27 protein-coding genes, 1 tRNA gene and 1 riboswitch are annotated in these 26,729 nt (G+C 41.1%); of the genes, 16 read left to right on the forward strand and 12 right to left on the reverse strand.

Going from position 1 to position 26,729, the window contains the following annotated elements; translation table 11 throughout:
- Nucleotides 1–215: 215 nt before the first annotated feature.
- From WNY98_RS19600 to WNY98_RS19625, 6 genes are read right to left on the reverse strand one after another with little or no spacing between them, the layout of a single operon-like run.
- Nucleotides 216–1,637 carry a tetratricopeptide repeat protein gene (locus WNY98_RS19600; RefSeq protein ID WP_342878726.1) on the reverse strand — a complete coding sequence of 474 codons (1,422 nt, stop codon included), beginning with the start codon at nt 1,635–1,637 and terminating at the stop codon, nt 216–218.
- 19 nt (nt 1,638–1,656) lie between these two features.
- Nucleotides 1,657–2,313, reverse strand: a complete 657-nt coding sequence (locus WNY98_RS19605) for a hypothetical protein (protein WP_342878727.1) — start codon at nt 2,311–2,313, stop codon at nt 1,657–1,659.
- Between the two features lies 1 nt (nt 2,314).
- Nucleotides 2,315–2,719: a biopolymer transporter ExbD gene (locus tag WNY98_RS19610; protein ID WP_010555259.1), complete on the reverse strand. Its 405-nt coding sequence runs from the start codon at nt 2,717–2,719 to the stop codon at nt 2,315–2,317.
- A gap of 4 nt (nt 2,720–2,723) precedes the next feature.
- The gene (locus tag WNY98_RS19615; protein ID WP_002960812.1) at nt 2,724–3,104 is read right to left on the reverse strand and encodes a MotA/TolQ/ExbB proton channel family protein; all 381 of its coding nucleotides are present in this window, start codon (nt 3,102–3,104) and stop codon (nt 2,724–2,726) included.
- Nucleotides 3,097–4,422: a MotA/TolQ/ExbB proton channel family protein gene (locus WNY98_RS19620; protein ID WP_342878728.1), complete on the reverse strand. Its 1,326-nt coding sequence runs from the start codon at nt 4,420–4,422 to the stop codon at nt 3,097–3,099. Before WNY98_RS19620 ends, WNY98_RS19615 begins: the two co-directional genes overlap by 8 nt.
- The gene (locus WNY98_RS19625) at nt 4,422–5,195 is read right to left on the reverse strand and encodes a DUF3450 family protein (protein ID WP_290292547.1); all 774 of its coding nucleotides are present in this window, start codon (nt 5,193–5,195) and stop codon (nt 4,422–4,424) included. Before WNY98_RS19625 ends, WNY98_RS19620 begins: the two co-directional genes overlap by 1 nt.
- A gap of 217 nt (nt 5,196–5,412) precedes the next feature.
- Between WNY98_RS19625 and WNY98_RS19630 the strand changes: the two genes are divergently transcribed.
- On the forward strand, nt 5,413–7,593 hold the full coding sequence (locus WNY98_RS19630) for a TonB-dependent siderophore receptor (protein ID WP_342878729.1): 2,181 nt from the start codon (nt 5,413–5,415) through the stop codon (nt 7,591–7,593).
- 77 nt (nt 7,594–7,670) lie between these two features.
- Complete coding sequence (locus WNY98_RS19635) at nt 7,671–8,351, forward strand: Fe2+-dependent dioxygenase (protein WP_007585050.1); 681 nt, start codon at nt 7,671–7,673, stop codon at nt 8,349–8,351.
- Nucleotides 8,352–8,516: 165 nt separating this feature from the next.
- Here the strand turns inward: WNY98_RS19635 and galE are convergent, their stop codons facing one another.
- Entirely contained in the window at nt 8,517–9,533 is a 1,017-nt protein-coding gene (gene galE / locus WNY98_RS19640; protein WP_024600327.1) for a UDP-glucose 4-epimerase GalE, read from the reverse strand.
- Between the two features lie 281 nt (nt 9,534–9,814).
- On the opposite strand from galE, the gene WNY98_RS19645 reads away from it, so the two are divergent.
- Complete coding sequence (locus tag WNY98_RS19645) at nt 9,815–10,306, forward strand: DUF3016 domain-containing protein (protein ID WP_024600328.1); 492 nt, start codon at nt 9,815–9,817, stop codon at nt 10,304–10,306.
- Between the two features lie 50 nt (nt 10,307–10,356).
- Here the strand turns inward: WNY98_RS19645 and WNY98_RS19650 are convergent, their stop codons facing one another.
- Nucleotides 10,357–10,647, reverse strand: coding sequence for a prephenate dehydrogenase (locus tag WNY98_RS19650; protein WP_076923732.1), 291 nt, complete (start codon nt 10,645–10,647; stop codon nt 10,357–10,359).
- 82 nt (nt 10,648–10,729) lie between these two features.
- Between WNY98_RS19650 and WNY98_RS19655 the strand changes: the two genes are divergently transcribed.
- A complete protein-coding gene (locus WNY98_RS19655; protein ID WP_024600329.1) occupies nt 10,730–10,939 on the forward strand; it encodes a hypothetical protein in 210 nt (69 codons plus the stop codon).
- Between the two features lie 8 nt (nt 10,940–10,947).
- On the opposite strand, the gene epmB is transcribed toward WNY98_RS19655, so the two are convergent.
- Complete coding sequence (gene epmB, locus WNY98_RS19660; protein ID WP_342878735.1) at nt 10,948–11,961, reverse strand: EF-P beta-lysylation protein EpmB; 1,014 nt, start codon at nt 11,959–11,961, stop codon at nt 10,948–10,950.
- Between the two features lie 41 nt (nt 11,962–12,002).
- Here epmB and efp point away from each other — a divergent pair, with 41 nt between their 5' ends.
- Both efp and epmA read left to right on the forward strand, forming a co-directional pair.
- Nucleotides 12,003–12,569 carry an elongation factor P gene (gene efp, locus WNY98_RS19665; protein WP_024596699.1) on the forward strand — a complete coding sequence of 189 codons (567 nt, stop codon included), beginning with the start codon at nt 12,003–12,005 and terminating at the stop codon, nt 12,567–12,569.
- Between the two features lie 56 nt (nt 12,570–12,625).
- Complete coding sequence (gene epmA / locus WNY98_RS19670) at nt 12,626–13,600, forward strand: elongation factor P--(R)-beta-lysine ligase (RefSeq protein WP_342878730.1); 975 nt, start codon at nt 12,626–12,628, stop codon at nt 13,598–13,600.
- 307 nt (nt 13,601–13,907) lie between these two features.
- Here epmA and WNY98_RS19675 read toward each other — a convergent pair whose 3' ends face one another.
- Nucleotides 13,908–16,025 (reverse strand): TonB-dependent receptor, encoded by a 2,118-nt coding sequence (locus WNY98_RS19675; protein ID WP_342878731.1) that lies wholly within the window; start codon nt 16,023–16,025, stop codon nt 13,908–13,910.
- An 84-nt stretch (nt 16,026–16,109) separates the two neighbouring features.
- On the opposite strand from WNY98_RS19675, the gene WNY98_RS19680 reads away from it, so the two are divergent.
- The 8 genes from WNY98_RS19680 (at nt 16,110) to WNY98_RS19715 (ending at nt 23,796) form a co-directional block, all read left to right on the forward strand.
- Entirely contained in the window at nt 16,110–16,508 is a 399-nt protein-coding gene (locus WNY98_RS19680) for an acyl-CoA thioesterase (RefSeq protein WP_010555268.1), read from the forward strand.
- 126 nt (nt 16,509–16,634) lie between these two features.
- Nucleotides 16,635–17,033: an META domain-containing protein gene (locus WNY98_RS19685; RefSeq protein ID WP_010555269.1), complete on the forward strand. Its 399-nt coding sequence runs from the start codon at nt 16,635–16,637 to the stop codon at nt 17,031–17,033.
- Nucleotides 17,034–17,140: 107 nt separating this feature from the next.
- Nucleotides 17,141–17,255, forward strand: a riboswitch (TPP riboswitch).
- Between the two features lie 142 nt (nt 17,256–17,397).
- Nucleotides 17,398–19,350 carry a phosphomethylpyrimidine synthase ThiC gene (gene thiC, locus WNY98_RS19690; protein WP_170071667.1) on the forward strand — a complete coding sequence of 651 codons (1,953 nt, stop codon included), beginning with the start codon at nt 17,398–17,400 and terminating at the stop codon, nt 19,348–19,350.
- Between the two features lie 105 nt (nt 19,351–19,455).
- On the forward strand, nt 19,456–20,466 hold the full coding sequence (locus WNY98_RS19695; protein ID WP_342878732.1) for an FAD-dependent oxidoreductase: 1,011 nt from the start codon (nt 19,456–19,458) through the stop codon (nt 20,464–20,466).
- A 7-nt stretch (nt 20,467–20,473) separates the two neighbouring features.
- Nucleotides 20,474–20,668, forward strand: coding sequence for a sulfur carrier protein ThiS (thiS, locus tag WNY98_RS19700; protein WP_024606375.1), 195 nt, complete (start codon nt 20,474–20,476; stop codon nt 20,666–20,668).
- A 5-nt stretch (nt 20,669–20,673) separates the two neighbouring features.
- Nucleotides 20,674–21,465: a thiazole synthase gene (locus tag WNY98_RS19705; RefSeq protein WP_024606374.1), complete on the forward strand. Its 792-nt coding sequence runs from the start codon at nt 20,674–20,676 to the stop codon at nt 21,463–21,465.
- Between the two features lie 10 nt (nt 21,466–21,475).
- A complete protein-coding gene (gene thiE, locus WNY98_RS19710) occupies nt 21,476–23,011 on the forward strand; it encodes a thiamine phosphate synthase (RefSeq protein WP_342876659.1) in 1,536 nt (511 codons plus the stop codon).
- Between the two features lie 35 nt (nt 23,012–23,046).
- The gene (locus WNY98_RS19715; protein WP_197184576.1) at nt 23,047–23,796 is read left to right on the forward strand and encodes a HesA/MoeB/ThiF family protein; all 750 of its coding nucleotides are present in this window, start codon (nt 23,047–23,049) and stop codon (nt 23,794–23,796) included.
- Between the two features lie 147 nt (nt 23,797–23,943).
- Here the strand turns inward: WNY98_RS19715 and asd are convergent, their stop codons facing one another.
- Both asd and rsgA read right to left on the reverse strand, forming a co-directional pair.
- Nucleotides 23,944–24,810, reverse strand: a complete 867-nt coding sequence (gene asd / locus WNY98_RS19720) for an archaetidylserine decarboxylase (RefSeq protein WP_024606371.1) — start codon at nt 24,808–24,810, stop codon at nt 23,944–23,946.
- Between the two features lie 15 nt (nt 24,811–24,825).
- On the reverse strand, nt 24,826–25,884 hold the full coding sequence (gene rsgA / locus WNY98_RS19725; RefSeq protein ID WP_342878733.1) for a small ribosomal subunit biogenesis GTPase RsgA: 1,059 nt from the start codon (nt 25,882–25,884) through the stop codon (nt 24,826–24,828).
- Nucleotides 25,885–26,005: 121 nt separating this feature from the next.
- On the opposite strand from rsgA, the gene orn reads away from it, so the two are divergent.
- On the forward strand, nt 26,006–26,551 hold the full coding sequence (gene orn, locus WNY98_RS19730; RefSeq protein ID WP_342878734.1) for an oligoribonuclease: 546 nt from the start codon (nt 26,006–26,008) through the stop codon (nt 26,549–26,551).
- Between the two features lie 105 nt (nt 26,552–26,656).
- Nucleotides 26,657–26,729 (forward strand) — tRNA-Gly (locus WNY98_RS19735).

Raw genomic sequence — 26,729 nt, forward strand, 5'->3', positions numbered from 1 at the left:
CCGGTTTAGCGCCAAATGAATCTGAGATTAGATACAAGGATTCTAAAACTGTGGCCAAATTTTATTGACCACTACATACTTCTCTAAAGCGCAGCGCCCTCTAAACCTCTTTGTGAACAAATCACTTAAGATTTTATTGCATATAGAAATTACGAGCTTTGCTCGTCACGGCAGCAAGCGCTGCATCTACAAGTAAATTTAACCACGCGTTAAACTTATCCTTCTTGGCGTACTATATTCTCAAGGGCGCGAATATTAGTAATTAAGTCTTGGCGCTCCGGGTTTGCTTGTAATGCTCTTCTAAGATGCTTGAGCGCACTCGAATAGTCTTTAGAATCAATCGCTATTTGCGATAACCCAAGCCATGCCGATAGTTGATAATCAGGTAGGGCTTGTGCACGAACATACATAAGTTTAGCTTGGGTAAGCTGATTTTTACTGCGATAAATACTCGCTAAACTAAGTAGGGCATCACCTAAATTCGGGTTTATTTTAAGTGCGTTATTTAAGCTTTTAAGAGCGCGCGTAGTATTACCTTGCTGCATAGCAAGTTGTGCACTGTATACAGAAAATTGAGCTTGTTCATCACGGGGTAGCTGCTTAGTTAATCTTTTTGCGCTGCCTATTAGATCTTTAGCTAAATTCCATTTTTGCTCCGATACAAGCCAAGCTAGCGTTTGCATCGTGGTATTAATAACCTCAATTTGCTGTTTTTTATTTGCGTGTGTTAAACCTTGCTTTAATAAACTAACAGCGCGTTCAGTGCTGCCTTCACTTAAATGCAACTGGGCAGCTAAAAGCTGGTTGCTGGTATCTTTAGGGTTGAGTTTTAAGGCCACTTCAATAGCAGCAAGCGCTTGCTTTTTGTGATCAAGTTGTAACGCTATTTGTGCACGTTGCAGCCAAAGTTCAGCTTTATCAGGGCTTTTATTAAGTAATTCTTTTAGTAATGCACTTGCCTGGCTTAAATCACCCGATTCAATTAACGCAAACAATAGCCCTTGTTGATATTGGCTTGTTTCTGGCGCTAGCATCAGTGCTTGGCGGTACGCCGCTACTGCGCTCCAAGGTTGGCTGTGCTGCACGTGTATATAAGCAAGTTGCGCATAACTTTGTGCATCAGCCTGACCAAGTTCAATAGTGCGTACTAAGTGTGTTTGTGCTTTGTCATACTTTGCTTGTTGCATGTATAAAAGGCTCAAACCTTGGTGTGCTTTTACTAAATCAGGTGAAGCTTTTAAACACGCCAAGTAAGCTAGTTCAGCGTTATTAAAGTCTTTTGTTGAAAGCAAAACTTGTGCACGTAACAAGTTTAAAGCAGTGCTATCTTGGCTTATATCACGGCCTTTAAATAGCGCAGCGACTTCACTGTAATTACCTGCTTGTAACAGTGGTTGCACTTGGCGAGCAAAACCGCGCTCGGTCGGCTCAATAAGGACCTCTGTAGGACCCAGTAATTTATTATTTATAGCCAACTGCCATGTTGGATCGCTAGGCGATAACGTTACTTTTAGTGGCGCATTAGTATCACTGGCAGCGCTTGCATGTACGCTACTTGCACTTACTAAAGGTAATGAACACATTACAGTCGTCAACAGTGCGGAAGTTAATGGTTTTAGCGTTTTAAATATATTCATATTTTTCATTTTAATAGGCTTAAGGTTTAAATTCGATTGGCCAAATAAAGCGAGCGCGTACGGTTTCACCTTCTTTTTTAGGTGCACTAAAGCGGCTTTGTTTAATAATTTTGTCGATAGCTGGTTTAAGTTCAGGGTATGGATTTTGTACTACCTCAATTAAACTTAACTTGCCACTTTCATCAATAAATACATCGAGTTTTACAGTAAATACATCAACACCTCGACGGGTTAAGCTTTTTGGTAAAACGGCCTTAACAGGAGTAAGCAAAGTTGGGAGACCATCGAGTTGATTTAAGCTAAATGCATCCCAATTTACACTCATTGATTGCCATTGTGGCGCGTTTACTTTTACGTTGGGTGTATCGGGTTTTACAATACTTAAATTGCTGGTGATCTTAATTTTTACGGCTTGAATAGACGCGCCTGCACCTTCTACCGCTAAGCTCTGCATTGGCTCACTTGTTTGCTGTTGCGATATTGATGGTGGAGGAGGTGGTGGCAGTGCCACCATGGCAATTTCGCGCACAACTACTTTGTCTTTTATATGATGCTCTGCAAGTTGCCCAAGCCATAAAAGTAGTAATGCAGCACTAAGCACAATGAGGCTAAGGCCAAACGCAAAAAGTGGATGGCGATTGTTTTTTGTTTTTTGAAACGAGTTAATCGTGTGCATATTATTGCTTGGTCGCTAAGTTAACTTGCGCCGCGCCTGCCAGCTTTGCTTCGTCAATTACTTGAACAAGTAACTCAGTAGGTACTGTTTTATCAGCTTGAATAACTACAGGGCGTTGTTGCTGTTTTAACATTTGTTCGACACTACTACGTACACCAGCCACACCAATTTGGCTACCATCAAAGAATACTTGTTGAGAGTCGGTTATTGCTAAAAAGATGACTTGTTGCTCAAGACGACTGGCCGATACGGCTTGTGGTTTATCAACTTCAACGCCGCTTTCGCGTACAAATACGGTTGTAACAATAAAAAATATTAGCAATATAAATACCACATCAAGTAGTGGCGACATATCAATATGTTGCCCCGCTTCTTGCTCTAGCTTGTGCTTTAAACGTGATTGCATAGTGTTACCCTAACTGCTTACTTAACGTATGTAATTTAGGGTTACGCTGCGAATACGCTAAATACGCTTGCATTAACCACGCAGGAATAGCGCACACAAGGCCCAATTGAGTTGTTAGTAATGCATCACCAATGGCGTCACTCATTAGCTCGTTATGGCCCAGCGCCATTACTTTAAATGTATCAAGCAAACCAACAATGGTGCCTAATAAACCAAGTAGCGGAAGCGCTGCTGTTAAAATAGAGCTAACCTCTTGCCAGTAACCTTTGCGCTGCGCTTGGTATTGTTTAAGGTGTAGTAAGTCATGAAAAATCAGTTGGTATACAAATAAAGCGAGTAAAAGAATACACCAGCAAATAGGGTTACTAACGATTTTTTCAAACATTGGTTTCTCCTTTTTCTAGTTGACTAAGCTGTAATGCAAAGCCTTCTAGTTGGCTGTAATACGCCTTAGCTTTACGTGATAGCAATGCATTTAATACCAGAGCAGGTATGGCCACGACTAAACCCAGTTCGGTTGTTATAAGGGCTTGTGCAATACCGCCCGATACAACTTCTGGGTCGCCTGAGCCAAACAAGGTCATCATTTTAAATGTTTCGATCATGCCGCTAACAGTACCTAACAAGCCAAGTAGTGGAGCTACTGCAGCTGTAACGGCAATAGCGCCAATAAAGTTATCGAGTTTATGCTTATCGTGAATTAACTGGTTAAATAATTGATCGTCTCGTATTTGGCCTTTTTCGCTTTGCAGCGTTAAGTTAAATAACTGCTGCTGCATACCTGCAAATTCACTGCTATTTTCAGCTTTAAAAAATTGCTGTAATTGCATTTGAGAGTGCATTTTAATTTTACTTAAACGCAGTAATTGCGCGGCTTTTAATAGCGCAATAGTTAGTGCAAAGCAGGCAAATAAAATAATAGGGATGGCCCATAAGCCGCCTTTTTCTAAGTGTTCAAGCGGACTTTCTTGTTGAGCTTGGCTCGTTACTAAGTGCGTTAAACTAGGATCAAAAGTAAGTAATGTCGAGCCTGCACCATTTTGATTTAAAGTATTATTGAGTGGGTTATCGTTACTTGTTGATTGCACTAACGCTACTTTTAACGCATTAGATTCATCATCCAAATTTAATAAACCCATAAGTTTAGGTGTTTGCGTACTAAACCATGCAACAGGGCCTACTTGAAGAGTACTAGCTTGGCTTAATTCGCCATTACTGAGCACAATCGATTGCTTATTAAAGTGTGGGTAAAGTGCCTGTTCTTGATTATTTATTTGCGATATAACGCGGTTTAATAACTCGTTTTGATTATTAGTCGACTCGTTACTGCTAGCACTATTGCTGGTATTTTGGCGCACAAAACGGCTAAGTAAGTTTAATTGATATTGCTGCTGCTGTTGCCAAGTGTCTAATCGGGTTTGTAACTGATCAAGGCTTAACGTATTTTCGTCAGCTAGACGGCGATTAACGGCTGCTTGCGCGCGCAATTTACTGAGCGATTGCTGCTTGGTAAAAATTTGCTTTGCAAGGGTAGCTTGCTCTTTTGAAATACTATTTTGAGTTTTATTTAGAGTACGTTGCGCTGTTTTAATATCACTTAAAGTACTTTGTTTAGCATCGTCACTGCTAGCTGCAAAAGAAATATTTGCACTAAAAAGTAACACTGTGGCGCTAAATGCTGCAATTATGCTGTTAGTAGCCATTATTTAGCCCCTTGCTGGTTTTTATTTACATAACTTAATATTGGGAGTGTTACCCAATCAGCAGCGCGCTTTTTTTGCTGTACAGCAATACCCAGTGCAACTTGCTCAGCATTAATACTTGGGTCAAATTCCCACTGCCAACCTAAGTCGCTTGGAAAACCAATACCTACGTAACTTAAATCTTCACTTACAAACCATGCTTGAGCTGCACCTAAGTAAAGCTGCTTTACCCACACTTCTTGCCCGTCAGGGTGTTTAATAGCCATTTCGTGAATAGAAATACGTTGTTGAAAATCATTAAGTAGGGTCAGCATTTTTAGCGCTGTTTGTAATTTGTCAGTTGTACTGAGTTGTGAGTCGGTTAAATCACCAGTGTTTTTCCAACTACTTAAAAGTGGCGGGGGTAATTGCACTTGTAATGAAAGTAATTGCCCAGAAATACGTGCCAGTTGATCGTTCAGTTGCTGTTGATCATTTTCAAGTTCTGATTGCTGAGTAACAAGCTGTTCGCGTTTTTGGGCAAGCTCACTGGTGCTTTTTTTTCTACGCTGATTAAGCTCGCTAAGTTGCTGCTGCTCAGCATTAAGAAGCGTTAGGGTTTGCTTCATGCTGCTCTTTTGTTCAAGCCAATGAGTATTTAATTCTGTGTTTTGATTTTCTATTTGTAGCCATTTATTAACGAGTTGTTCTAGCTCACTAACAGTGTCGGCTTTTACTGCCATGGTGCTACAAAGCGCGATAACTACGCTAATTGGTTTAATTAAGCTTCGCATTACTTAACAACAATCCTGAAAGTTACGACAAGTAATTACAAGGACGTAATTACTGTTAATTTTTGAGTGTGTATACAATATAGGAATTTACATAGTAATGCAATTGATAACAGTTATCGTTTACATTGCGTTGTTTGAATGGTAGGATTTCGCCGAAATTAAATATGTACCTTAAATTAACAATAGTTAAGTGCTTAATAAAAACTACGGAGTAACCATGAGTAAGCCATCGAATAAAGGAAATGCGTACGTGAAGCCAATTGCAGCGGTTGTTACAGCTACGCTTTCAACTTGGGCAAGTGCACAGGATGTTCAAGAACTATCGGTAACCAAAGCAGAAACTAAAACTGAGTCTAGCTATGTTGTAGAAAAATCAACGTCGCATAAATACACTCAACCGCTACTCGATACAGCTAAAACTGTAACGGTAATTAACCAAGCGGTAATGAAAGATAGAAACGTAGATAGCCTACGTGATGCTTTACGTAATGTTTCAGGTATTTCTTTAGCTGCAGGTGAGGGTGGCTCACCTACTGGCGATAGCATGTCGATTCGTGGTTTTAGTGCTACAAATGATATTTTTGTTGATGGTATTCGTGATGTTGCAGGTTACACACGTGATATTTACAACATTGAAGCCGTTGAAGTTGCAAAAGGCCCAGGCTCAGCAGTTTCTGGTCGTGGCGCAACAGGTGGTAGTGTTAATTTAGAAAGTAAAAAGGCGAAGTTAGACAACTTTAGCGACGTTTCGCTACGTTTAGGCACAGAAAGCGATTACCGTGGTCGTTTTGATACTAACATTCAAGTAAACGATACAAGCGCGCTACGTATAAACCTTCTTACTGATAAAGGTGATGTTGCAGGTCGCGACCATGTTGAAAATGAAACAAATGCTGTTGCGTTTGCATTTGCAACAGGACTTGGTACAAACAGCCGTTTTGATTTAAACCTAGAGTATCAACGCCAAGACAATTTACCAGATTACGGTATTCCTTGGGTTTACAGTGATACGCCTGTAGCTGAACTTGCAGATAGCGCGCGCTCACCTTCTCCTGTCGATTTTGATAACTTTTACGGTAATATTTACCGTGATTACGAAGATATTGAAGCCTACTCAACAACAGCTCGTTATGAGTATGATTTTTCTCAAAATACTACATTACGTGTGCAAGGTCGTTTAGGTAAAGTTAAGCGTGAATCAGTAACAACTGCACCGCGTTATTTCTCGGTTACAACAGATACTGACATTACCTTTGCAGATGAAAAAACACGTGATACAGAAAATTCACTTGCTGCACTTCAAGTTGATTTAATTGGTAACTATGAGTTTGCTGGCTTTACTCATGATGTTGTAGTGGGTGTTGAACTTGCAAACGAAACGTTTACACGTCACGCATTAGCCGCTACAACTCCAGACAACCTAATTGAAGATGAAATACGTAACGACTTATACAACCCTGACGCAACAATTGCATTTACGGGTGTGTACGGCCGTGACGGTACAAGCATTGAAGCTAAAGCTAAAAACCAAGCTATTTATGCATTTGATACAGTAACGCTTAACAAGCAATGGGAAGTTACGGGCGGAATTCGCTTTGATAGCTTCACTACGGATTATCATAACGATTACGCTAACCCAAGTGCTTTAATTTCTACAAGTGACGATTTATTTAGCTGGAATGCAGCTGTAGTTTATAAACCTACAGAAAATGGCAGTGTATATTTAGGCGCAGGTAATTCATTTAACCCATCGGCTGAAAGCCTAACGGTATCTACGCGTTCAAATGCAGCTGATTTAGACGCAGAAGAAAGCCGCAGTTATGAATTAGGAACTAAATGGAGCCTAATGGATGGTCGCCTGCAAACTAATGCTGCACTTTTCCGTACTGAAAAAACCAATGCCCGTACTGATGACCCATTTGCAGATAGCTCAAGTGACGAAATACTCGGTGGTGAACAGCGCGTACAAGGCTTAGAGCTTTCAGCAACTGGTTTAATTACTAAAGAGTGGACTGTAATTGCTTCATACACTTACCAAGATAGCGAAGTAACTAAAGCATTAGGCGACGACGCAACTCAAATTGGTAACGAGCTTGCACGTACACCTAAAAATAGCGCAAGTGTTTGGACTACATACGATATGTCGGATAAGTTATCGTTTGGTTTAGGTGCGCAATATGTAGCTGAGCGTTACAACGGCACTACGTCAACACGTTCTCGTGCGCCAGGTTATACTATTTTTGACCTGATGGTTGCATATGACATATCAAAAGATTTGAGCCTGCAGTTTAATGGTGAAAACTTAGGTGATAAAGATTACGTTGATCAGTTAGGTGGTGGACACTTTGTACCGGGTGATGGTCGTAAGTTTAGCTTAACAGCGAGCTACTCTTTCTAAGAGTAAAATAAGTACGGCATAAAAGGGCAGAGTTAACTCTGCCCTTAATTATTTGATGAAAATGTGAGAGGGCGCACATGCTAGTTAAAATTCCAGAGCTATTAACGAAAGAAGAAGTGGCGTATTGCCATGAGGTTTTGCTTAAAGCCCAGTGGGCCGATGGCAGTATTACCGCAGGGCATCAATCAACCAAAGCAAAAAATAACTTACAGCTACCTGAAAATAGCCCTGAATGCCAAGAGCTTGGCGACATTATAATGGCAGCACTTGCGCGCAGTAATTTGTTTATGTCGGCGGCGCTTCCTGCAAAAATTTTCCCTCCGTTATTTAACTGTTACCAAGGTGGGCAATCGTTTGGTGTGCACGTAGATAATGCAATTAGACAAGTGCCGGGTACGCCAGTAAAAATCCGTACAGATGTATCAATGACGTTATTTATTAATGACCCCGAAGATTATGAGGGCGGTGAACTTGTTATTGAAGACACTTATGGCTCACATAGTGTAAAGCTGCCCGCAGGCAGCATGGTGTTGTACCCTTCAACGAGTTTACATCGTGTAATGCCTGTAACGAGTGGGCGTAGATTAGCCTCATTCTTTTGGTTACAGAGCATGGTAAACAGCGACGAAAAACGTGGTTTACTCTTTGATTTAGATATGTCGATTCAAAGTTTGCGCAGCAAAGTAGAAGATAGCCCAGAGATTATTCAATTAACAGGTGTGTACCATAACTTACTAAGACAGTGGGCACAGACATAACGAAGATGCTCGTTATTAAATATTGGATATAAGTAAAAGCTGCGCTTTTCGCGTGAGCAAGCTCTACGCTTACGACGCAGCCATAAAATTGAATTCGGTGTTTAAAATACTTGGCATGCGCGGCTCGATACCGCGCACTTATTGTAAGCGCGAAGCTTGTTTTACTTAACCCTTATAACCATTTGGATTATTTGACTGCCAACGCCATGTATCTTGCATCATTTCATCAATACCGCGCACTGCTTCCCAGCCAAGTTCATTAAGTGCTTTTTCTGGTGCGGCATAACACGCTGCAATATCACCAGGGCGGCGAGGCGAAACCTGATAGGGTACAGCCTGATCGCTTGCTTTAATAAATGCATTAACCATTTGTAGTACAGAATACCCATTACCAGTACCTAGGTTATAAACTAATGCACCCGTACTGCTGGCAATTTTATTAAGCGCTTTTAAATGCCCAATAGCTAAATCTACAACGTGAATGTAGTCGCGCACGCCTGTGCCATCAACTGTGTCGTAGTCATCACCAAATACAGCGAGTTGCTTTAATTTACCTACAGCTACTTGTGCGATAAACGGTAAAAGGTTATTTGGGATACCATTAGGATCTTCACCAATTAAGCCCGACTCATGTGCACCCACTGGGTTAAAGTAACGCAAAATAGCAAACGCAAAGCGCTCATCTGATTTAGCGATATCTTGCAGCATCATCTCAACCATTAACTTAGATGTGCCGTAAGGGTTAGTAGTACCACCTACAGGGAAGTCTTCTTTAATTGGTAAGCTTGCAGGGTCGCCGTATACCGTGGCTGACGAGCTAAATACTAACTTAAATACGCCTGCGTCGCGCATTGCATCAACAAGCGTAAGCGTACCTTGTACATTGTTTTGATAGTACTCAACAGGCTTTGCAACCGACTCGCCCACTGATTTTAAACCCGCAAAATGTATAACACTATCAACTGTGTGTTTTGCAAATACAGAGTCTAAAAAGGGTTTATCGAGAATATCGCCTTGGTAAAAAGTGGCTTCTTTGCCTGTAATATTCTTTACGCGCGCAAGTGATTCTTGTGATGAGTTACTTAAATTATCAATAACAACAACATCGTTACCTTGCTGTAAAAGTTCTAAAACAGTGTGCGAGCCAATATAGCCTGCGCCACCGGTTACTAAAATAGTCATGAAAGCTCCGTGGGTACCTTTTATCAATTAAGCTAATTTCACCATAAATTGAGATGGTTTACATGCTTTATCTGTGACTTTTATTATTTACAGTAAATCATGGTATTTATATGAATTAATATTAATAACTTTGATTACATTTTGCTCGCTATAAGTAACACTTTATACGTAAGATTAAGTTATAGTTAATAAACAAGTGCTAAACTGGGTCTAGTAATAGCTAATGCTAGGTTTATTCCAATCTACACCTTTGTGATTGGTCTACCTCTTTGGAGAAAGATATGAATTTAGTTAAAAAAATAGCAGCAACAATGTGTATCGCATTGCCTGCACTTGCCCATGCGGGCGAGTCTGTTGTTAAATGGCATGACTTTAATGATTATCGTGATGTGCGAGCGTCAAATCAAACTAAGAGCTCATATCACAAAAGTGTAGCAGCAAGTTTCGAAAAGCATATGGCTAAACTAGCCGAACAATTGCCAAAAGATTATAAATTAAACGTAGAGTTTACTGATTTAGATTTAGCGGGTGATGTGCGTTATGGCGGTATGGATGAAATTCGTGTAGTGAAACCCATTTATTTTCCACGCATTAAGCTAGATTATTCGTTAACCGATAAAGACGGTACAGTTCTAAGTAAAGATACTGATGTGGAGCTTAAAGATATGGGCTTTATGGATAAAATTAAAATGGGCCGCGACGAATCATTCTATTACGAAAAACGCTTACTAACAGAGTGGTTTGGTGAACAAATATTACCAAGTTTAGATTAACTTAAAATAGTAATGCCGCTAAATAGCGGCATTTTTTTAAGCTGATTATATTACTTAAAAGTAGCTAACAGCGTTAGTATTTGCTGTAACTTAATAACGGTTGTTTTAAGCTTTTCTTCATCAAAACCATCGTTAGATAAGCTTTCTACGTCAGCGGCTACATCAAGAACATAAGGCTTAAAGCGTTTTGCTTCAAAATTAAAGCCTGAATCGGCAGTAAATAAGGCTTTAAATTTGCCATGGCCTTGTTGTTGTAATTCGTCTAATTTTTTATCGGCATCAAGTGCCTGACGATAAACAATTTTTAAGTTAGTGTTGAGTTGTTCAATAATAGAATCCATGGTTTTCCTAAAGCTTTGTGCTGCATGGCCGACATAATACGTGGATTACATTTAAAAGTCAGGTTGATTAAGGCTTATAATTATGAATATATCAGGTGGAAATTTACCAGCTATGTCTGGTTCAGGCCAAGGCAGTGAGCTTTACACTGCTGCTTTGTCTAAAAAACAGCAATTAGCTGATGGCGCTGCGGCGCTTGCACTTATTGAAGGTGCAGCGCAATCGTCAAGTGCGCAAACGCCGGCTAAATCGGCGACTGCATCACTGGGTAACAACGTAAATATATATGTTTAAATGCTGCTTTAAATTAGCTTAAGGTCGATAGGTGTTTTACTTTTTTGACCACCGATTTCTCTTACTAATTTAGGCACTAAAAATCCAGGCAGAGCTTTTAATAGCTCTGCCATTATTTCAATTGCTTGCGCTTCATTAATATCAAAGTGACTGGCCCCTTCAACTTTATCTAGCAAATACAAATAATACGGCAATACGTCTGCGTCAAATAACGCTTCGCTTAAATTTATTTGTGCATCGAGCGTATCATTCACATCTTTTAAAATTACAGCTTGGTTTAGAAGCGTTACGTTTGCTTGTTTAAGCTTTAGCATAGCGGCTTTAAAATCAGCGTCTATTTCGTTTGCGTGGTTTATGTGATTAATAAAAATAATTTTTAATGGCGATTTTGCTAATCGTTCACATAACTCATCGGTCACTCGCGCAGGTATAACTACTGGTAAACGGCTATGAATTCGCATTCGTTTAATTTGTGGTAATTGCTCAAGTTCATCTAAAAACCAGCTTATTGCATCGTCTTTGGCCATGAGTGGATCGCCACCACTTAAAATCACTTCGTTTATATTGGCATCTGATTTTATATAGCTCAGTGTTTCTAGCAGGCTTTTTTTATTAAGCTGGTTTTCTTGATACGGAAAATGCCTTCTAAAGCAGTAACGACAATTTACAGCACAGCCGGTTTTAAACATCACTAAAACACGTGATTTATACTTATGTAAAAGGCCTGGTTGTTCGTTATCTTGCTCAAGTAGGGGATCTTTATTGAAACCCGACTTAGTCAAAAATTCTTGATGGCGTGGCATAACTTGTAGCAAAAGAGGATCGTTTGGATCGCCTTGGCGTATTTTTTTTATAAAAGGGATAGGCACACGTACCGGAAATAAACTACGGGCTTTTAGGTCGTTTTCATGGACTTGGCTCGATAAACCGACCATTTCAAGCAAAGTTTTTGGGCAGGTAACTACATTTGCTAATTCTTTTTGCCAGTTTTTATGCAAATTTGCTTCATTTCTTTGTATCATTGGCATGTAGATTACTCGAAAAAATATAAATAGAGGAAACGATGGCGAATTATAGCACCAACGAGTTCAAGGGCGGCCTAAAAATTATGATGGACGGCGAGCCTTGCAGTATCTTAGAAAATGAAATGGTAAAACCTGGTAAAGGTCAGGCGTTTAACCGTGTTCGTATCCGTAAACTTATCTCTGGTAAGGTGCTTGAAAAAACCTTTAAATCGGGTGAATCAGTTGAAGGTGCTGATGTAATGGATACTGATTTAGCGTATCTATACACAGACGGCGAATTTTGGCATTTCATGAACAACGAAACATTTGAGCAAATTGCTGCTGACGAAAAAGCACTAGGCGATGCAGTAAAATGGTTAGTTGAAAATGATTTATGCACAATTACATTATGGAACGGCAGCCCTATTGCTGTTACACCACCTAACTTTGTTGAGCTTGAGATCACTGAAACAGATCCTGGCCTTAAAGGCGATACAGCGGGTACTGGTGGTAAACCAGCAACGCTTAGCACAGGTGCTGTAGTACGAGTTCCATTGTTCGTACAAATTGGCGAAGTAATTAAAGTAGACACCCGTAACGGTGAATACGTAAGCCGTGTTAAGTAAGCTTTAACATTGTTTATAAAATCCCAGCTTACGCTGGGATTTTTTTTGGAGAAAATATGTCAGCAGATCTTTGGGCCCCAAGCGCAAGCATTGAAACACTAAAACAACGCGCAGCGATATTACGTAGCATTCGTGAATTTTTTTATGCACGTGATGTTTTAGAAGTAGAAACGCCAAGCTTAAGTGCTGCCAGCGTAACCGATGTGCACTTAGCTAGTTTTAATACCACATTTGTAGGTCCAGGGCATGCTGGTGGGCTTCCTTTATTTTTACAAACATCTCCAGAGTTTGCCATGAAACGCTTGTTAGCAGCAGGCTCAGGCGCTATTTTTCAGCTTTGTAAAGCATTTAGAAATGAAGAAGCGGGTAGCCATCACAATCCTGAATTTACTATGCTGGAATGGTATCGCCCAGGCTTTGATGAATTTGCACTTATGGATGAAATGGATGAGCTTATGCAGCTTGTTTTAGGTGTCGAGCCTGCAACTAGACTTACCTATCAGCAAGCGTTTGAACAGGCACTCGGACTTGACCCGCTAACCGCAAATATAGAGCAATTAAAGCAACTAGCGTGTGAGCAGGGGTTTGCTGATATAGCCCAAAATGAAACGCATAAAGATACCTTACTGCAATTATTATTTTGTATGAAAGTGGAGCCAACAATAGGACAAGATAAGGCATGTTTTGTGTATCATTTTCCAGCTTCTCAAGCGGCACTTGCTCAAATTTGTGAACACGATACACGTGTAGCAGGGCGCTTTGAGCTTTATTATAAAAATATGGAATTAGCGAATGGCTTCAACGAACTGACAAATGCCAGCGAGCAAGCTAAACGTTTTAATGAAGATAATGCATACCGTGCTAACAACGGTTTAAAGCAAGTGCCAATGGATACGCGTTTAATTAAAGCGCTGGAGCATGGATTACCACAGTGCGCTGGTGTTGCTTTGGGGATTGATAGGTTGGTAATGCTCGCAACAAACAAAGAGAAAATTAAAGACGTAATTGCGTTTGATGTGCAAAGAGCGTAATGCTTAGCCTGTAGGCGTGCAGCTTGCTGGCGCGTTAAAGTAATATTTGTAGGTGCGAATTTATTTCGCGCACGTGTAACTTAACTTTATAAATAAGCGAGGTATAAAACCTCACCTACAATAAACATCAAACCCAACAACATACGCTAAGCCTGTAGGTGCGAATTTATTTCGCGCTCATGTAATTTAACTTTATAAAAAGTGAGGTATAAAACCTCAACCACAAATAAAAACACCGCGTTTAATTTAAACGCGGTGTTTTTTATTGCTTGCTGAAAGCTTTTAGTTGAAAGCCAACTATTATGCCTTACAGATTAAGCGTAAACGTAACACCTGCTACACGAGGCTCACCGAGTTGTGTATAGGTATGCGTTTGGTAACCATCTTGCGGATCGTTACCAAACTCAAAGCCACGTGTAGGGAGCGTTTCATCAAACACGTTACGAGCCCATGCGCGAACTGCCCACATGTCTGCTTCGTAGCCAAAGCTTAAATTAACTAAGTTGCTGCTTGGTGCTTGTGAGTTGTGGCTATCAGAGAAGTAGTAATCGTCTTTACCTTCAATACCCACCATGCCGTAAAATGCGTTAGTAAAGTTGTAACGTGCAGTAAACGCATACTGGTATTTAGGTGACTGCGCTTGCTCACGACCGTCTTGATTTAAACCTGATTGTGTTACAAAGTCGTCTATTTCAGTGTTTAAGTAACCAGCACTACCCGTTAAAAATAGATTATCAGTTAGTTGGTAACTTCCCTCAACTTCTAGTCCGTAGTTGCTACCAGAGCTTGCGTTATCAACATAACCGGTAAATTGCTGGCCTTCTACTTGCCATGCTTTTAACTGAATATCGTCGCGGTGCATGTAAAATGCAGCTAAGCGAAGTGTAAATTTGTCATCAAGCGATGAGCCTTTAACACCAAATTCGCCGCTCCATAAATATTCAGGGTCAAAACTGGTGTGTTGCTGGAAAAAATCAGCGCTTAGGTTTAAGCCTTCATCTTTCGCTTTAGCTAGTGCTTCTGAGTTAATACCGCCAGCTTTGTAGCCACGCGTGATACTGGTGTAGATCATCGTACGATCAATTACTTGATACTCTAGCGCTATTTTACCGCCAACCATTACGTCGTCAGTGTCTTGTATAAAGCCATTGCTATCGGTGTAGTCGCCTTGGTATTGCTCTACACGTAAACCTGTAATTAATGTTGTTTTAGGACCAATTGGAGTTGCTACTTGACCATATACAGCAACGTTACTCGTTTCGTAAGTTGAAGAAAATGGGCTTGCTAGCCATGTGTATTGGCGCTCTAAGTCAACGTCACGGTTTTGGTAATAAATACCCGCAACCCAGTTACCTGTTTTAGAATTAAACTGTAAATCTACAGACTGGTCGTCGCGATCCCGGCTGTAAAGATCGGTTGAGCTGTATCCATCTGGATGTAAGCCTGCAGCACATAACTTTGGCTCACTTGTATCGTTACATACCCAGTCTTCGTCAAAGCTGTAAAGTAATTCGGTATCAATAGCCGACAGATTTAGATTTACATCAAAAGCATCAAAACCCGTGTAAGTATTATTAACACCGATTGCGTAGCTTTCTTGATTATCTTGCCCTGGCTCATCGGCAACACTGTTGCGGCTGTTATCAAGCGTAAATGCATCGTAACCGTTGTTTATATCAATATAGTGAAGGTTTAACTCAGTATTTAAATGCTTTGTAAGCTGACTGTTTATTTTAAAGCGGGCTACTTGTTCGTCTTGATTTTGTGTTTCGTCATTTAAGTACAAGTTATCTACGTAACCGTCTGACTTTCTGCGAAAGTAGCTAACGCGTGCGCTAGTGTCATCTGTTAAGCCTGTGCTTGCTGCAATGCCTGCTTCACGTGTGTTGTATGTGCCAGCACCTACTTGTAATTTTAAACTTGGATCGCTCGTGGCTTTAGCTGAACCCATTTGGATCATACCGGCCATACCGTCTGCGCCAAAGCGTGTACCTTGTGGGCCACGATAAATTTCTACTTGGTCTATATCAAATAATAATGAGCTGCCACCAAGACCAGAATAGTTAATGCCATCAATTACTAAGCCTACAGATGGATTAATAGGGTCTACAAATTGTGAGCGAAGTCCCACGCCACGAATTTGGATGTAACGACCACGGGACGCACCAGATGCAAAATTTACATTGGCGGCACTGCCTAACATTTCGTCTAAGTAACTTGCACCACGTTGATTAATTTCATCTTCGCTGAATAAGCTCGCACTCGCGCTTAAAGTTTGAATGCTTTCGCGCTGAAAATCGCCGGTTACAACAATTCTTTCTAGGTCGCTATCATCAGCGTTAGCTGCAATTGGTGCACCAAGCAGCGGTAAAAGTGCGGCAGTAATTAAAGACAAACGTAAGTTCATTGGGTTACTTAACTCCATTTTAGGGACTCGTATGGTAGCAATTATTTAAACACATGTGCTATAAACGCGGCAATTATACGTTAAATAATCAGGATTACTAATATGACCTTTAAAGTTGACTTCAAAGTACGTGATTACGAATGTGACTTACAAGGTATCGTAAATAACAGTGTTTATTTTAATTATTTAGAGCATGCTCGCCATGAATTTTTGTACGCACACGGTATTGATTTTGCTCAATTAGCGAAAGATAAAATTAACCTAGTCGTGATGCGCAGCGAAATGGACTATAAACATTCACTATTACCTGGGGATGAATTTTATGTGGCTGTAGAGCCGCAGCGTATTAGTCGTTTAAAATTTGCGTTTAAGCAAACGGTTATACGTAAAAGTGATGAAAAAGTAATGCTCAATGCACTGGTTATAGGAACGTCCGTTAATGAAAAAGGTAGGCCGTTTTTACCAGAGCAAATAGATAACGTATTCAAAACTACAACTTAGTGCTTAATTGTATAACTTTTAAACTATCATAGAACAAAAATTTACATTTAAAACATGCATTTTTAACGGATAAAGGGCACAAATATTGTTACAATTATATTAATTAGACAATTAGTTAGTAGTGGCATGAAATTAGCAGCAATACCGATGCTTATAGTCGGTTTATGTGTTGGTTGCGCATCAACAGGGACGGTTACCAGTGAGCAGCTTAAATACACCCAATGGCAATTATCACGTGTTGATGGTTTAGCAATTCCACCTTCGTTTAATGCATCAATGAGTTTTATTGAAGCACTGCAAGTAAACGGTTTTGCTGGCTGTAACAAATTTTTTGGTGAGGGCTCGCTTGAAGAAAGTAACCTTACCGTAAGTAAATTAGGAATGACGCGCAAGTCGTGCGGCGAAGACCTTGATGAGTTTGAGCAGCAGTTATTACAAGCCTTAAAGCAAGGTGCCGAGCTTAAAATGCAAGACCAGCAATTAGTCATGCAAGGCGAGCAAACATTTGTGTTTATCCCTAAATAATTTTAAGTTTTTGAAAAACAGCCCCTTGCGGGCAGTTTTTAACTGACGTACACTCAGTGCAGATTTGTTGGGTAATACCTTCAAATCAATGAACAGAATTTATATATCAATACTTGTCGGAGTGCCAAAGCTAAGTAATTAGTTTGTGGCTGAGATCGCGAAAGCGGGATCCGTGAACCTGATCAGGTTAATACCTGCGTAGGGAACAAGCTGCCTAAATCAGGACGCTTGTGCGTCTTTTTTTATGCGCACAATAAAGTGATTTTGTTTTTTTAGGCTGCAAAGTAGCATGTACGCTACTTTACGATCTTTCTCTATTCCTCGGAATATCTGACAAGACAACCCTTAAGCAATGAGGTAAGTCATGTCAAATACTACAAATAAAGCGTCACGCCGAGAAACTCGTGCTGCCGCGTCTGAATATATTTATAACTTAACGGGTCAACCGTTCCCAAATTCTCATAAAGTATACGTTGAAGGTATCCAGCCTGGCGTGCGCGTTGGTATGCGTGAAATCACATTAAGTGATACGTTTATTGGCGGCACAGATGAAAACCCTGTTTATGAGTCAAATGATCCGCTACGTGTTTACGATACGTCGGGTCCTTATACAGATCCTAATTTTGAACTTGATGTACGCAAAGGCTTACCAAAATTTCGTGAGCAATGGATTGAAAACCGTGGTGACACCGAGGTTTTAGAATCAGTGACGTCGCAGTTTTCGCAGCAGCGCATGGCAGATGAAGGACTGGATCATATTCGCTTTGATCACCTTCCAAAAATTCGCCGTGGTATCGCGGGTAAAAACGTAACGCAAATGCACTACGCACGCCAAGGGATTATTACTCCTGAAATGGAATACGTAGCCGTTCGCGAAAATATGGGACGTGCAGAAATTCGTAAAGAATTACTAGCCGCTCAGCATAAAGGCGAGTCGTTTGGTGCGAGTATTCCTGAATTTATTACCCCAGAATTTGTACGCGACGAAATAGCCCGTGGTCGCGCTATTTTACCAAATAATATAAACCACCCAGAAACCGAACCTATGATTGTAGGGCGTAACTTTTTAGTTAAAGTTAACGCCAACATTGGTAACTCATCGGTTAGCTCATCTATTGAAGAAGAAGTAGAAAAAATGGTGTGGTCTACCCGCTGGGGTGCAGACACCGTGATGGACTTATCAACGGGACGCTACATTCACGAAACGCGCGAATGGGTTGTACGTAACTCGCCTGTCCCTATTGGCACAGTACCGATTTATCAAGCGCTTGAAAAAGTAAACGGTGTGGCTGAGGATTTAACGTGGGAAATTTTCCGCGATACGCTTATAGAGCAAGCCGAGCAGGGCGTTGATTACTTTACTATTCACGCCGGTGTATTACTTCGTTATGTACCAATGACGGCTAAACGCGTGACCGGCATTGTGTCGCGCGGTGGCTCAATTATGGCTAAGTGGTGTTTGGCGCATCATAAAGAAAATTTTTTATACACGCACTTTGAAGACATTTGCGAAATTTTAAAACAATACGATGTGTGTTTTTCACTTGGTGATGGACTTCGCCCTGGTTCGATTGCTGATGCTAACGATGAAGCGCAGTTTAGTGAGCTACGCACATTAGGTGAACTGACTAAAATTGCGTGGAAGCACGATGTACAGGTATTTATTGAAGGCCCTGGTCATGTACCAATGCACATGATTAAAGCCAATATGGATGAGCAATTAAAGCATTGCGACGAAGCGCCATTTTATACTTTAGGTCCGTTAACCACCGATATTGCACCAGGGTATGACCATATTACCTCAGGTATTGGGGCGGCTCAAATAGCATGGTACGGCTGTGCAATGCTGTGTTATGTAACACCTAAAGAGCATTTAGGTCTGCCAAATAAAGAAGATGTTAAAGAAGGCTTAATTACCTACAAAATTGCAGCGCATGCCGCTGATTTAGCAAAAGGGCACCCAGGCGCGCAAGAGCGCGATAACGCCTTATCAAAAGCACGCTTTGAGTTTAGATGGCATGACCAATTTAATATTGGTTTAGACCCTGACCGTGCTCGTGAATATCACGATGAAACCTTGCCGCAAGAATCAGGCAAAGTAGCTCACTTTTGCTCCATGTGTGGTCCTAAATTTTGCTCTATGAAAATTAGCCAAGAAGTACGCGATTACGCTAAAGATTTAGAAACACGCGGTATTGATCCAAATGATGCTGGCGAGGCTATTGAAATCAAAATGGTTGATGTAGAAGCCGAAATGAAAGCTAAATCAGCTGAGTTTAAGCAAACAGGCTCAGAGATTTACCACAAAGCGGTATAGCTAAAAGTTAGATGCAGACGTAGGTGAGGTTTTATACCTCGCTTCTTTAAAAGTTGAAGAAGTGCGAGTGAATTCGCACCTACTAATAACTGCTTTGGAGGTTTTATGTTTTATAACATTGCTGTGGTGGGTTTTGGTTTAGCTGGGCGCTTAGCTGCCCTTGAGCTAAGTAAGTTGCATCATGTAACGGTGTTTGAAGCTGACGATGAGCAAACCCCAAATAGCGCCGGTAAAGTGGCTGCAGCTATGCTGGCACCGCTGGCTGAGTCGGTATTATGCGAGGCTGACTTAGCATTAATGGGCCTTGATTCAATGAAGCGCTGGCCGGGTATTATTGCTGAACTTGAAAGTGACGTTTTTTTTCAGCAGCAAGGCACTTTGGTCATTGCGCACCAACAGGACAAAGGCGATTTACAAAGCTTTGCACAGCGTATAAAACCGCTAGCTGATCACACTGCCGAACATATAAATGCTCAACAAATTACAAAGCTTGAACCTGAACTTGCAGGGCGCTTTAATCAAGGCTTATTTTTACCCTGCGAGGGGCAAATAGATAACCAAGCATTTTATAAAGCCAGCTTTGCACAGCTCAACAAACGCAAAGTAAAGTTTGTATTTAATCAGCGCGTAACCATTAGCGACAACAAAATAAATAATCGACCATTCGATTACATTATTGATTGCCGTGGGCTTGGTGCTAAAAATACTCAAGTTGATAAACCGCTTAGAGGTGTGCGCGGCGAAGTAGCAAGGTTATACGCACCAGAGGTAAGTTTAATCAGGCCCGTGCGTTTAATGCACCCGCGTTATCCAATTTATATAGCGCCTAAACCCAATAATGAATATGTAATTGGTGCGACCGAAATCGAATCGCAAGACAGCGGCGCGGCAACAGTGCGCTCAACCCTTGAATTACTTTCAGCCGCTTATACCGTACATAGCGGGTTTGCCGAAGCACGACTACTTAATATTCAAACCGGATTACGCCCCGCATTTAGCGATAACCGCCCAAAAGTATTACAAGTTGGTAATGTAATTAGCATTAACGGCTTATATCGACATGGTTATATGTTGGCGCCGGCATTAGTGGCGCAAGCAGTTTCACGAATAGAGTGAGAATAAAATGAACATTACAATTAATGGCGAGCTACTTAATGTTAATAGCAAAGCGCTCGTTGAGGTACTTCAAAGTTTTGGTGCAGCCGCGCCTTTTGCTGTTGCTGTTAATAGCGAATTTATTCCACAAAGTCAGCACAGTAACTATGTACTTAATGAAGGCGACAGTGTTGAGTTGCTATCGCCCATTCAAGGCGGATAAAGCTCATGCAAACTAAAGGCTGTTTAACTATTTATGGAGAGCAAATAAAGAGTCGTTTATTGATAGGCTCTGCGCTTTATCCGTCGCCCGATATTATGACCCAATCAATAGTTGCCTCTGGGGCTGAAATAGTAACTGTGTCGCTAAGACGCCAACAAAGTGCAGCTGCGGGTGATGACTTTTGGCAGTTAATAAAAAATACAGGTTTAAAAATACTGCCTAACACTGCAGGATGCCATAGTGTTAAAGAGGCCATAACGCTTGCAAAAATGTGTCGAGAGGTATTTGCCACCGATTGGATAAAGCTAGAGCTGATTGGCGATGATTACAATTTACAGCCTGACCCTTTTGCACTACTTGAAGCGACAAAAATATTAATTAATGATGGCTTTAAAGTATTGCCTTATTGCACCGATGACTTAGTACTTTGCCAGCGCTTAAATGAGCTGGGGTGTGAGGTGCTTATGCCGTGGGGGGCGCCAATAGGCACAGGTAAAGGCTTGTTAAATAGCTATAATTTAAAAACTATTCGAGAGCGCTTACCCGATACCACATTAATAGTAGATGCAGGTTTAGGTTTGCCATCGCATGCCTGCCAAGCACTCGAAATGGGGTATGATGCGGTATTATTAAATTCAGCCATTGCAGGGGCGGGTTGCCCAATTACTATGAGCCGCGCATTTAAAGCCGCAGTTGAAGCGGGGCGCTTTGCATACAAAGCAAAAGCGATGCCGGAAAAAGACGTAGCAGCCCCATCAACCCCTACAATGGGGATGCCATTTTGGCATCAGCAGTGAAGGAAAAAATATGAATAACGTAGTATGGACAATTGCCGGCTCTGACTCTGGCGGCGGTGCAGGCATTCAAGCTGATATAAAAGCAATGCAAAGTTTTGGTGTGCATGGCTGCACGGCAATTACAGCGCTTACTGCGCAAAATAGTTTAGGTGTGGAGGCTATTAATGCAGTGTCTACCGATATTATTGAATCGCAGTTACTAGCGCTTGAAAAAGACATGAAAGCCAAAGTGATAAAAATTGGTATGTTAGCTAACGTGCAGCAAATTCAGTTAATCAGTGAACATATAAGTCATTATAAAGCTAAGTGGCCAGTGCCTCCCGTTATTGTATATGACCCTGTTGCGATTGCCTCAAGCGGTGACTTACTAACAGAAGAAGATACGGTAAGCGCAATTAAAGAATGTTTACTGCCGCTGGTGGATGTAATAACCCCAAACACCCACGAAACACAGTTATTAACCGGTGTGTATTTAATTGGCCCAGCGGCAATAAAAGAAGCGGCTAATAAGCTATTAAGCTGGGGTGCAAAAGCCGTTGTTATTAAAGGCGGGCATTGGGATTACCCAAGTGGTTATTGCATTGATTATTGTGTAAATAATTTTACGCAAAATGGTGAAGAGTATTGGCTTGGTAATCAAAAAATACAAACACCGCATAACCACGGCACCGGATGTAGCATGGCTTCGGTAATAGCTGCGTGTTTAGCTAAAGACTACCCATTAAAAGACGCCTTTATTTTAGCTAAAGCATATATAAACCAAGGGCTAAAACAGTCTGTACGCTACGGCGAGGGAATTGGACCGGTTGCTCAGACTTCATTTCCCACTAATTTAGCAGATTACCCACAAGTGATTGAGCCAGGTAGCTGGCTTGGTGATGAACTCGATTTTGATGTGCCGCTTGATTTTAATATGGCTGCTGATTTTGCAACGTGCGAAAGTAAGTCGCTTGGCTTATATGCAGTTGTAGATAGTACCGATTGGTTAGAAAAGTGCCTACAACAAGGCATTAAAACAGCGCAGTTACGTGTTAAAAATAAAACGCAAGACGAGCTTGATGGGCTCATTAAGCAAGCTGTTGAGCTGGGCAAGCAATACAACGCACAGGTATTTATAAACGACTACTGGCAGTTAGCTATTAAACATGGTGCGTATGGTGTGCATTTAGGGCAAGAGGATTTAGAGATTGCTAATTTGGCAGCAATTAAAGACGCTGGGTTAAGGCTTGGGCTTTCGACTCATGGTTTTTATGAAATGCTGCGTGCGCATAATTATCGCCCTAGTTACATGGCATTTGGTGCTATTTACCCAACCACAACAAAAGACATGACAGGTCAAATACAAGGTCTTGAAAAGCTCATTAAGTTTGTACCACTTATGCAAAGTTACCCAACAGTAGCAATAGGTGGTATAGATTTAAGCCGTGCTGAGCAGGTAACTAAAACCGGCGTAGGCAGTGTTGCCGTAGTGCGTGCGATTACCGAGGCTGATAATTACGTAGAGGCTATAAGCGCTCTGCAAGTGGCCATAAGCAGTGCACATTAATACTAACAAGGCTAATCTTAATATGGTCAGTAAAAGTGAATGAGCTAAGCGATAAAGAAACCCTACGATACAGCCGCCATTTATTGCTTGAAGAAGTAGGGCTTGAAGGGCAATTAACGCTTAAAACTTCAACGGTTGCGGTTGTTGGGGCAGGCGGGTTAGGTAGCCCAGCACTTTTGTATTTAGCTGCGGCGGGTATTGGAACGCTTATTTTAATTGACGATGACGAGGTTGAGCTTTCAAATTTACAGCGCCAAGTGCTTTATAAAATAAATCACTTAGGGCAAAACAAGGTCGCCGCCGCAGGTAAAGTATTAGCGAGTCTTAATAATCAAATAGAAATAGTAACGCATTGCCAAAAGTTAGATGAGAGTAACGCAACTTACATGCTAAAAGGGGCTGACATAGTACTTGATTGCTCTGATAACTTTAGCACTCGCTATTGTGTTAATCGTTATTGTATTGCTAATAAAACACCGTTAATTTCTGGTGCTGCACTCGCAACTAAAGGGCAGTTAATGGGCTTTGACTTTAGGCAAAGTAATAGCCCGTGTTATGGCTGTGTTTTTCCACAAAGCGAAGCTACACCCGTTATAAATTGCAGTAACGCAGGGGTTATCAGCCCGCTACTTGGTGTAATAGGCTCTATGCAGGCGCAACTTACGCTCAATTTATTGCTGGGGCATGCAGAGGGGGGTGTGTTTATAACCTTTCATGCGCTTACTTTAAAACAACAGCACTTTAAAGTGATTAAAGATTTAGAGTGTAAAGAGTGTGGTAAATAGGTTTTTGAGGGGCTTGTGCCTGTTATTACATGTGGCGTTAAGAAACCAAAAACTGACGCTTTTAACGTGAGCAAGCTTCACACCTACAAAACCAAAAAACCGCGTTTAAATAAACGCGGTTTTTTGATTTCTAATTAACAATTGATTTTAGTCGTTAATTTTTGCAAACGCAGTACCTAAGCGAGTAACCACTTCAGGTAATTGATCGTCTAGTATTTCCGCTTTATCAGCACCCCATGCAAGTACCACAGTAGAGCCTAATTTAAAGCGGCCCATTTCTTCACCCTTTTTAAGCGTGATGGCATTATCGCCAGTGGTTGGGTATTTCCAACTAAATACATCGCTACCTGCTGGTGGCGTGACAGTACCTGCCCAAATAGTTTCTATGCTGGCTACAATTGTTGCGCCAACAAGTACCATTGCAAGCGGACCAATTTCAGTTTCAAAAATTGCTACCACACGTTCGTTACGTGCAAACAAGTTAGGCACGTTTTGCGCTGTAAGTGGGTTTACTGAAAATAAGTCACCTGGCACGTAAACCATTTTGCTTAGTGTGCCATCAATTGGCATATGAATACGGTGGTAATCTTTAGGCGCTAAATAAATAGTGGCAAACTTACCGCCTAAAAATGGTGTTGTGTCATCTTGTGAGCCGCCTAGTAGCGCTTGTAAGCTGTAATCGTGACCTTTAGCTTGTATTAGCTGTCCGTCAACAATATCGCCTAGCTGGCTGATTGCGCCATCCACTGGCTGAGTGATGATATTGCTATCTTCTACCATTGGCCGCATGCCGTCTTTTAAAGGACGAGTAAAAAATTCATTAAAGCTTTTATAATGAGCCGGATCTGGGTATTGCGCTTCGCTCATGTCTACTTTGTATTGCTTAATAAATAGTTTAATTAAAGTAGTTGTTAAAGCGCCCGCTTTTGCAGCAGCTAATTTACCTACTACGCGTGAAATAAAATGTTTTGGCATTGCGTACTGCATTGCGATTTTAAATTTGTCTAAACTCACAGTATTTATCCTAAATTATACGCGAGGCGCACGGGCGCCTGCACGGCCATCGGCCATTGTTTCTAAAATTCGGTGGTAGCTGTCAAAGCGCAATTGAGAAATTCTGCCATCGGCTACAGCTTCTTTAACTATGCAACCCGGATCGTTTAAATGTTTACAGTCTCTAAAGCGGCACCCGCCTATAAATTCTCTAAACTCTTTAAAACACCACGTTACACGCTCAACATCTAAATGCCATAATCCAAATTCACGAATTCCTGGCGAGTCGATTAGGTTACCGCCACTTGATAAATGGTGTAGTCGCGAAACTGTTGTTGTGTGCTGGCCTAAGCCGCTGTTTTCAGATACTTCTTTAGTTAATATTTCAGCGTTAGGCAATACAGTATTAACGAGGGTTGATTTACCCACACCACTTTGGCCAACAAAAATATTATTTTTATCAACAAGTACTTCTTTTAATTTATCAATACCATCGCCTGATATATTACTAACAAGGAGTACTTGGTAATCAAGTTTACGATAGATATCGAGAACTTTTTGTATTTCGCTAAGGCCTGCTTCGTCAATTAAATCGGTCTTATTGAGCACTAAAATTGGCTCAATACCCATATCTTCACAGGCTATTAAATAACGGTCGATAATACTAGGGGTAAACTCGGGTAATACAGCTGATACCATCAGTATTTGGTCAATGTTGGCTGCAATAACTTTTACACCGTCGTAAAAGTCAGGGCGGGTAAGTTGCGAACGACGCTCTTGCGTGGCTTCAATTACACCGGCTAAATCGCCTTCACTTACTTTGGCACGGCGAAACAATACTTCATCACCACACACTAAATTAGACACGGTACGGCGTATATTACAGCGCAGTACATCGCCATTTTCAGTTTCTACATCGGCGTGCTGGCCAAAACGACTGATCACAATTGCGCTCTCGACCTGACCTAAGTTATCGGTTTGCCATTCTTGCGCCCCTTTTTTAGCCGGTCTTGAGTCTGCGCTATTAATGCGCTTTTGGTGATTGGCCTTGATCTGACGCGATTGGCCTTTACTTAATTTTTTTTGTTTTGCCACTGGAGGCCTATAACCTTAGTTAAATGTCGCTTTTCCTAAAAAAAGCTTTAGCTCGACGGTTGATGCTAATATGATATATCGAAATGCGTTGGATCTAAAGGAAAGCACCGCTTAGGTAATTATGACTATTAATAAATCAAATTTAATTTGGCTCGATCTTGAAATGACAGGGCTCGAACCAGAGACCGATAAAATACTCGAAATTGCGACGGTTGTCACTGACGCAGACTTGAATATATTAGCCGAAGGGCCAACTATCGCTATTCATCAAAGTGATGAGTTACTAAATGGTATGGACGAGTGGTGTACTACTCAGCATGGAAAGTCAGGTTTAACAACACGCTGTAAAGCAAGTACTTTCGATGAAGAGTATGCCGTTGCACAAACTTTAGATTTTTTAAAACAGTGGGTGCCTGCGGGTGTATCACCAATGTGTGGTAATTCAATTGGGCAAGATCGCCGCTTTATGAATAAATATATGCGCGAGCTTGAAGATTTTTTCCATTACCGAAATCTTGACGTAAGTACTATTAAAGAATTAGCACGTCGCTGGAAACCAGAAGTTCTTGCAAAAGTGAACAAAAAAGGCTCGCATCTTGCTCTGGATGATATTAAAGATTCGATAATGGAATTAAAAGTCTATAGAGAAAATTTCTTTAATTTGTAAAAAACACTTGCAAACACATCGGATTATTGTAGAATCCTGCCCCGCTCAAGACGATAACCCACGCGGGGTTAGTGTGTTTGAGTGATTAAATTACCATCAATAAATGCGGTACTAGCTCAGTTGGTAGAGCGCGACCTTGCCAAGGTCGAGGTCACGAGTTCGAGCCTCGTGTACCGCT

Source organism: Pseudoalteromonas sp. AS71 (assembly GCF_038900275.1).
Taxonomy (GTDB): domain Bacteria; phylum Pseudomonadota; class Gammaproteobacteria; order Enterobacterales; family Alteromonadaceae; genus Pseudoalteromonas.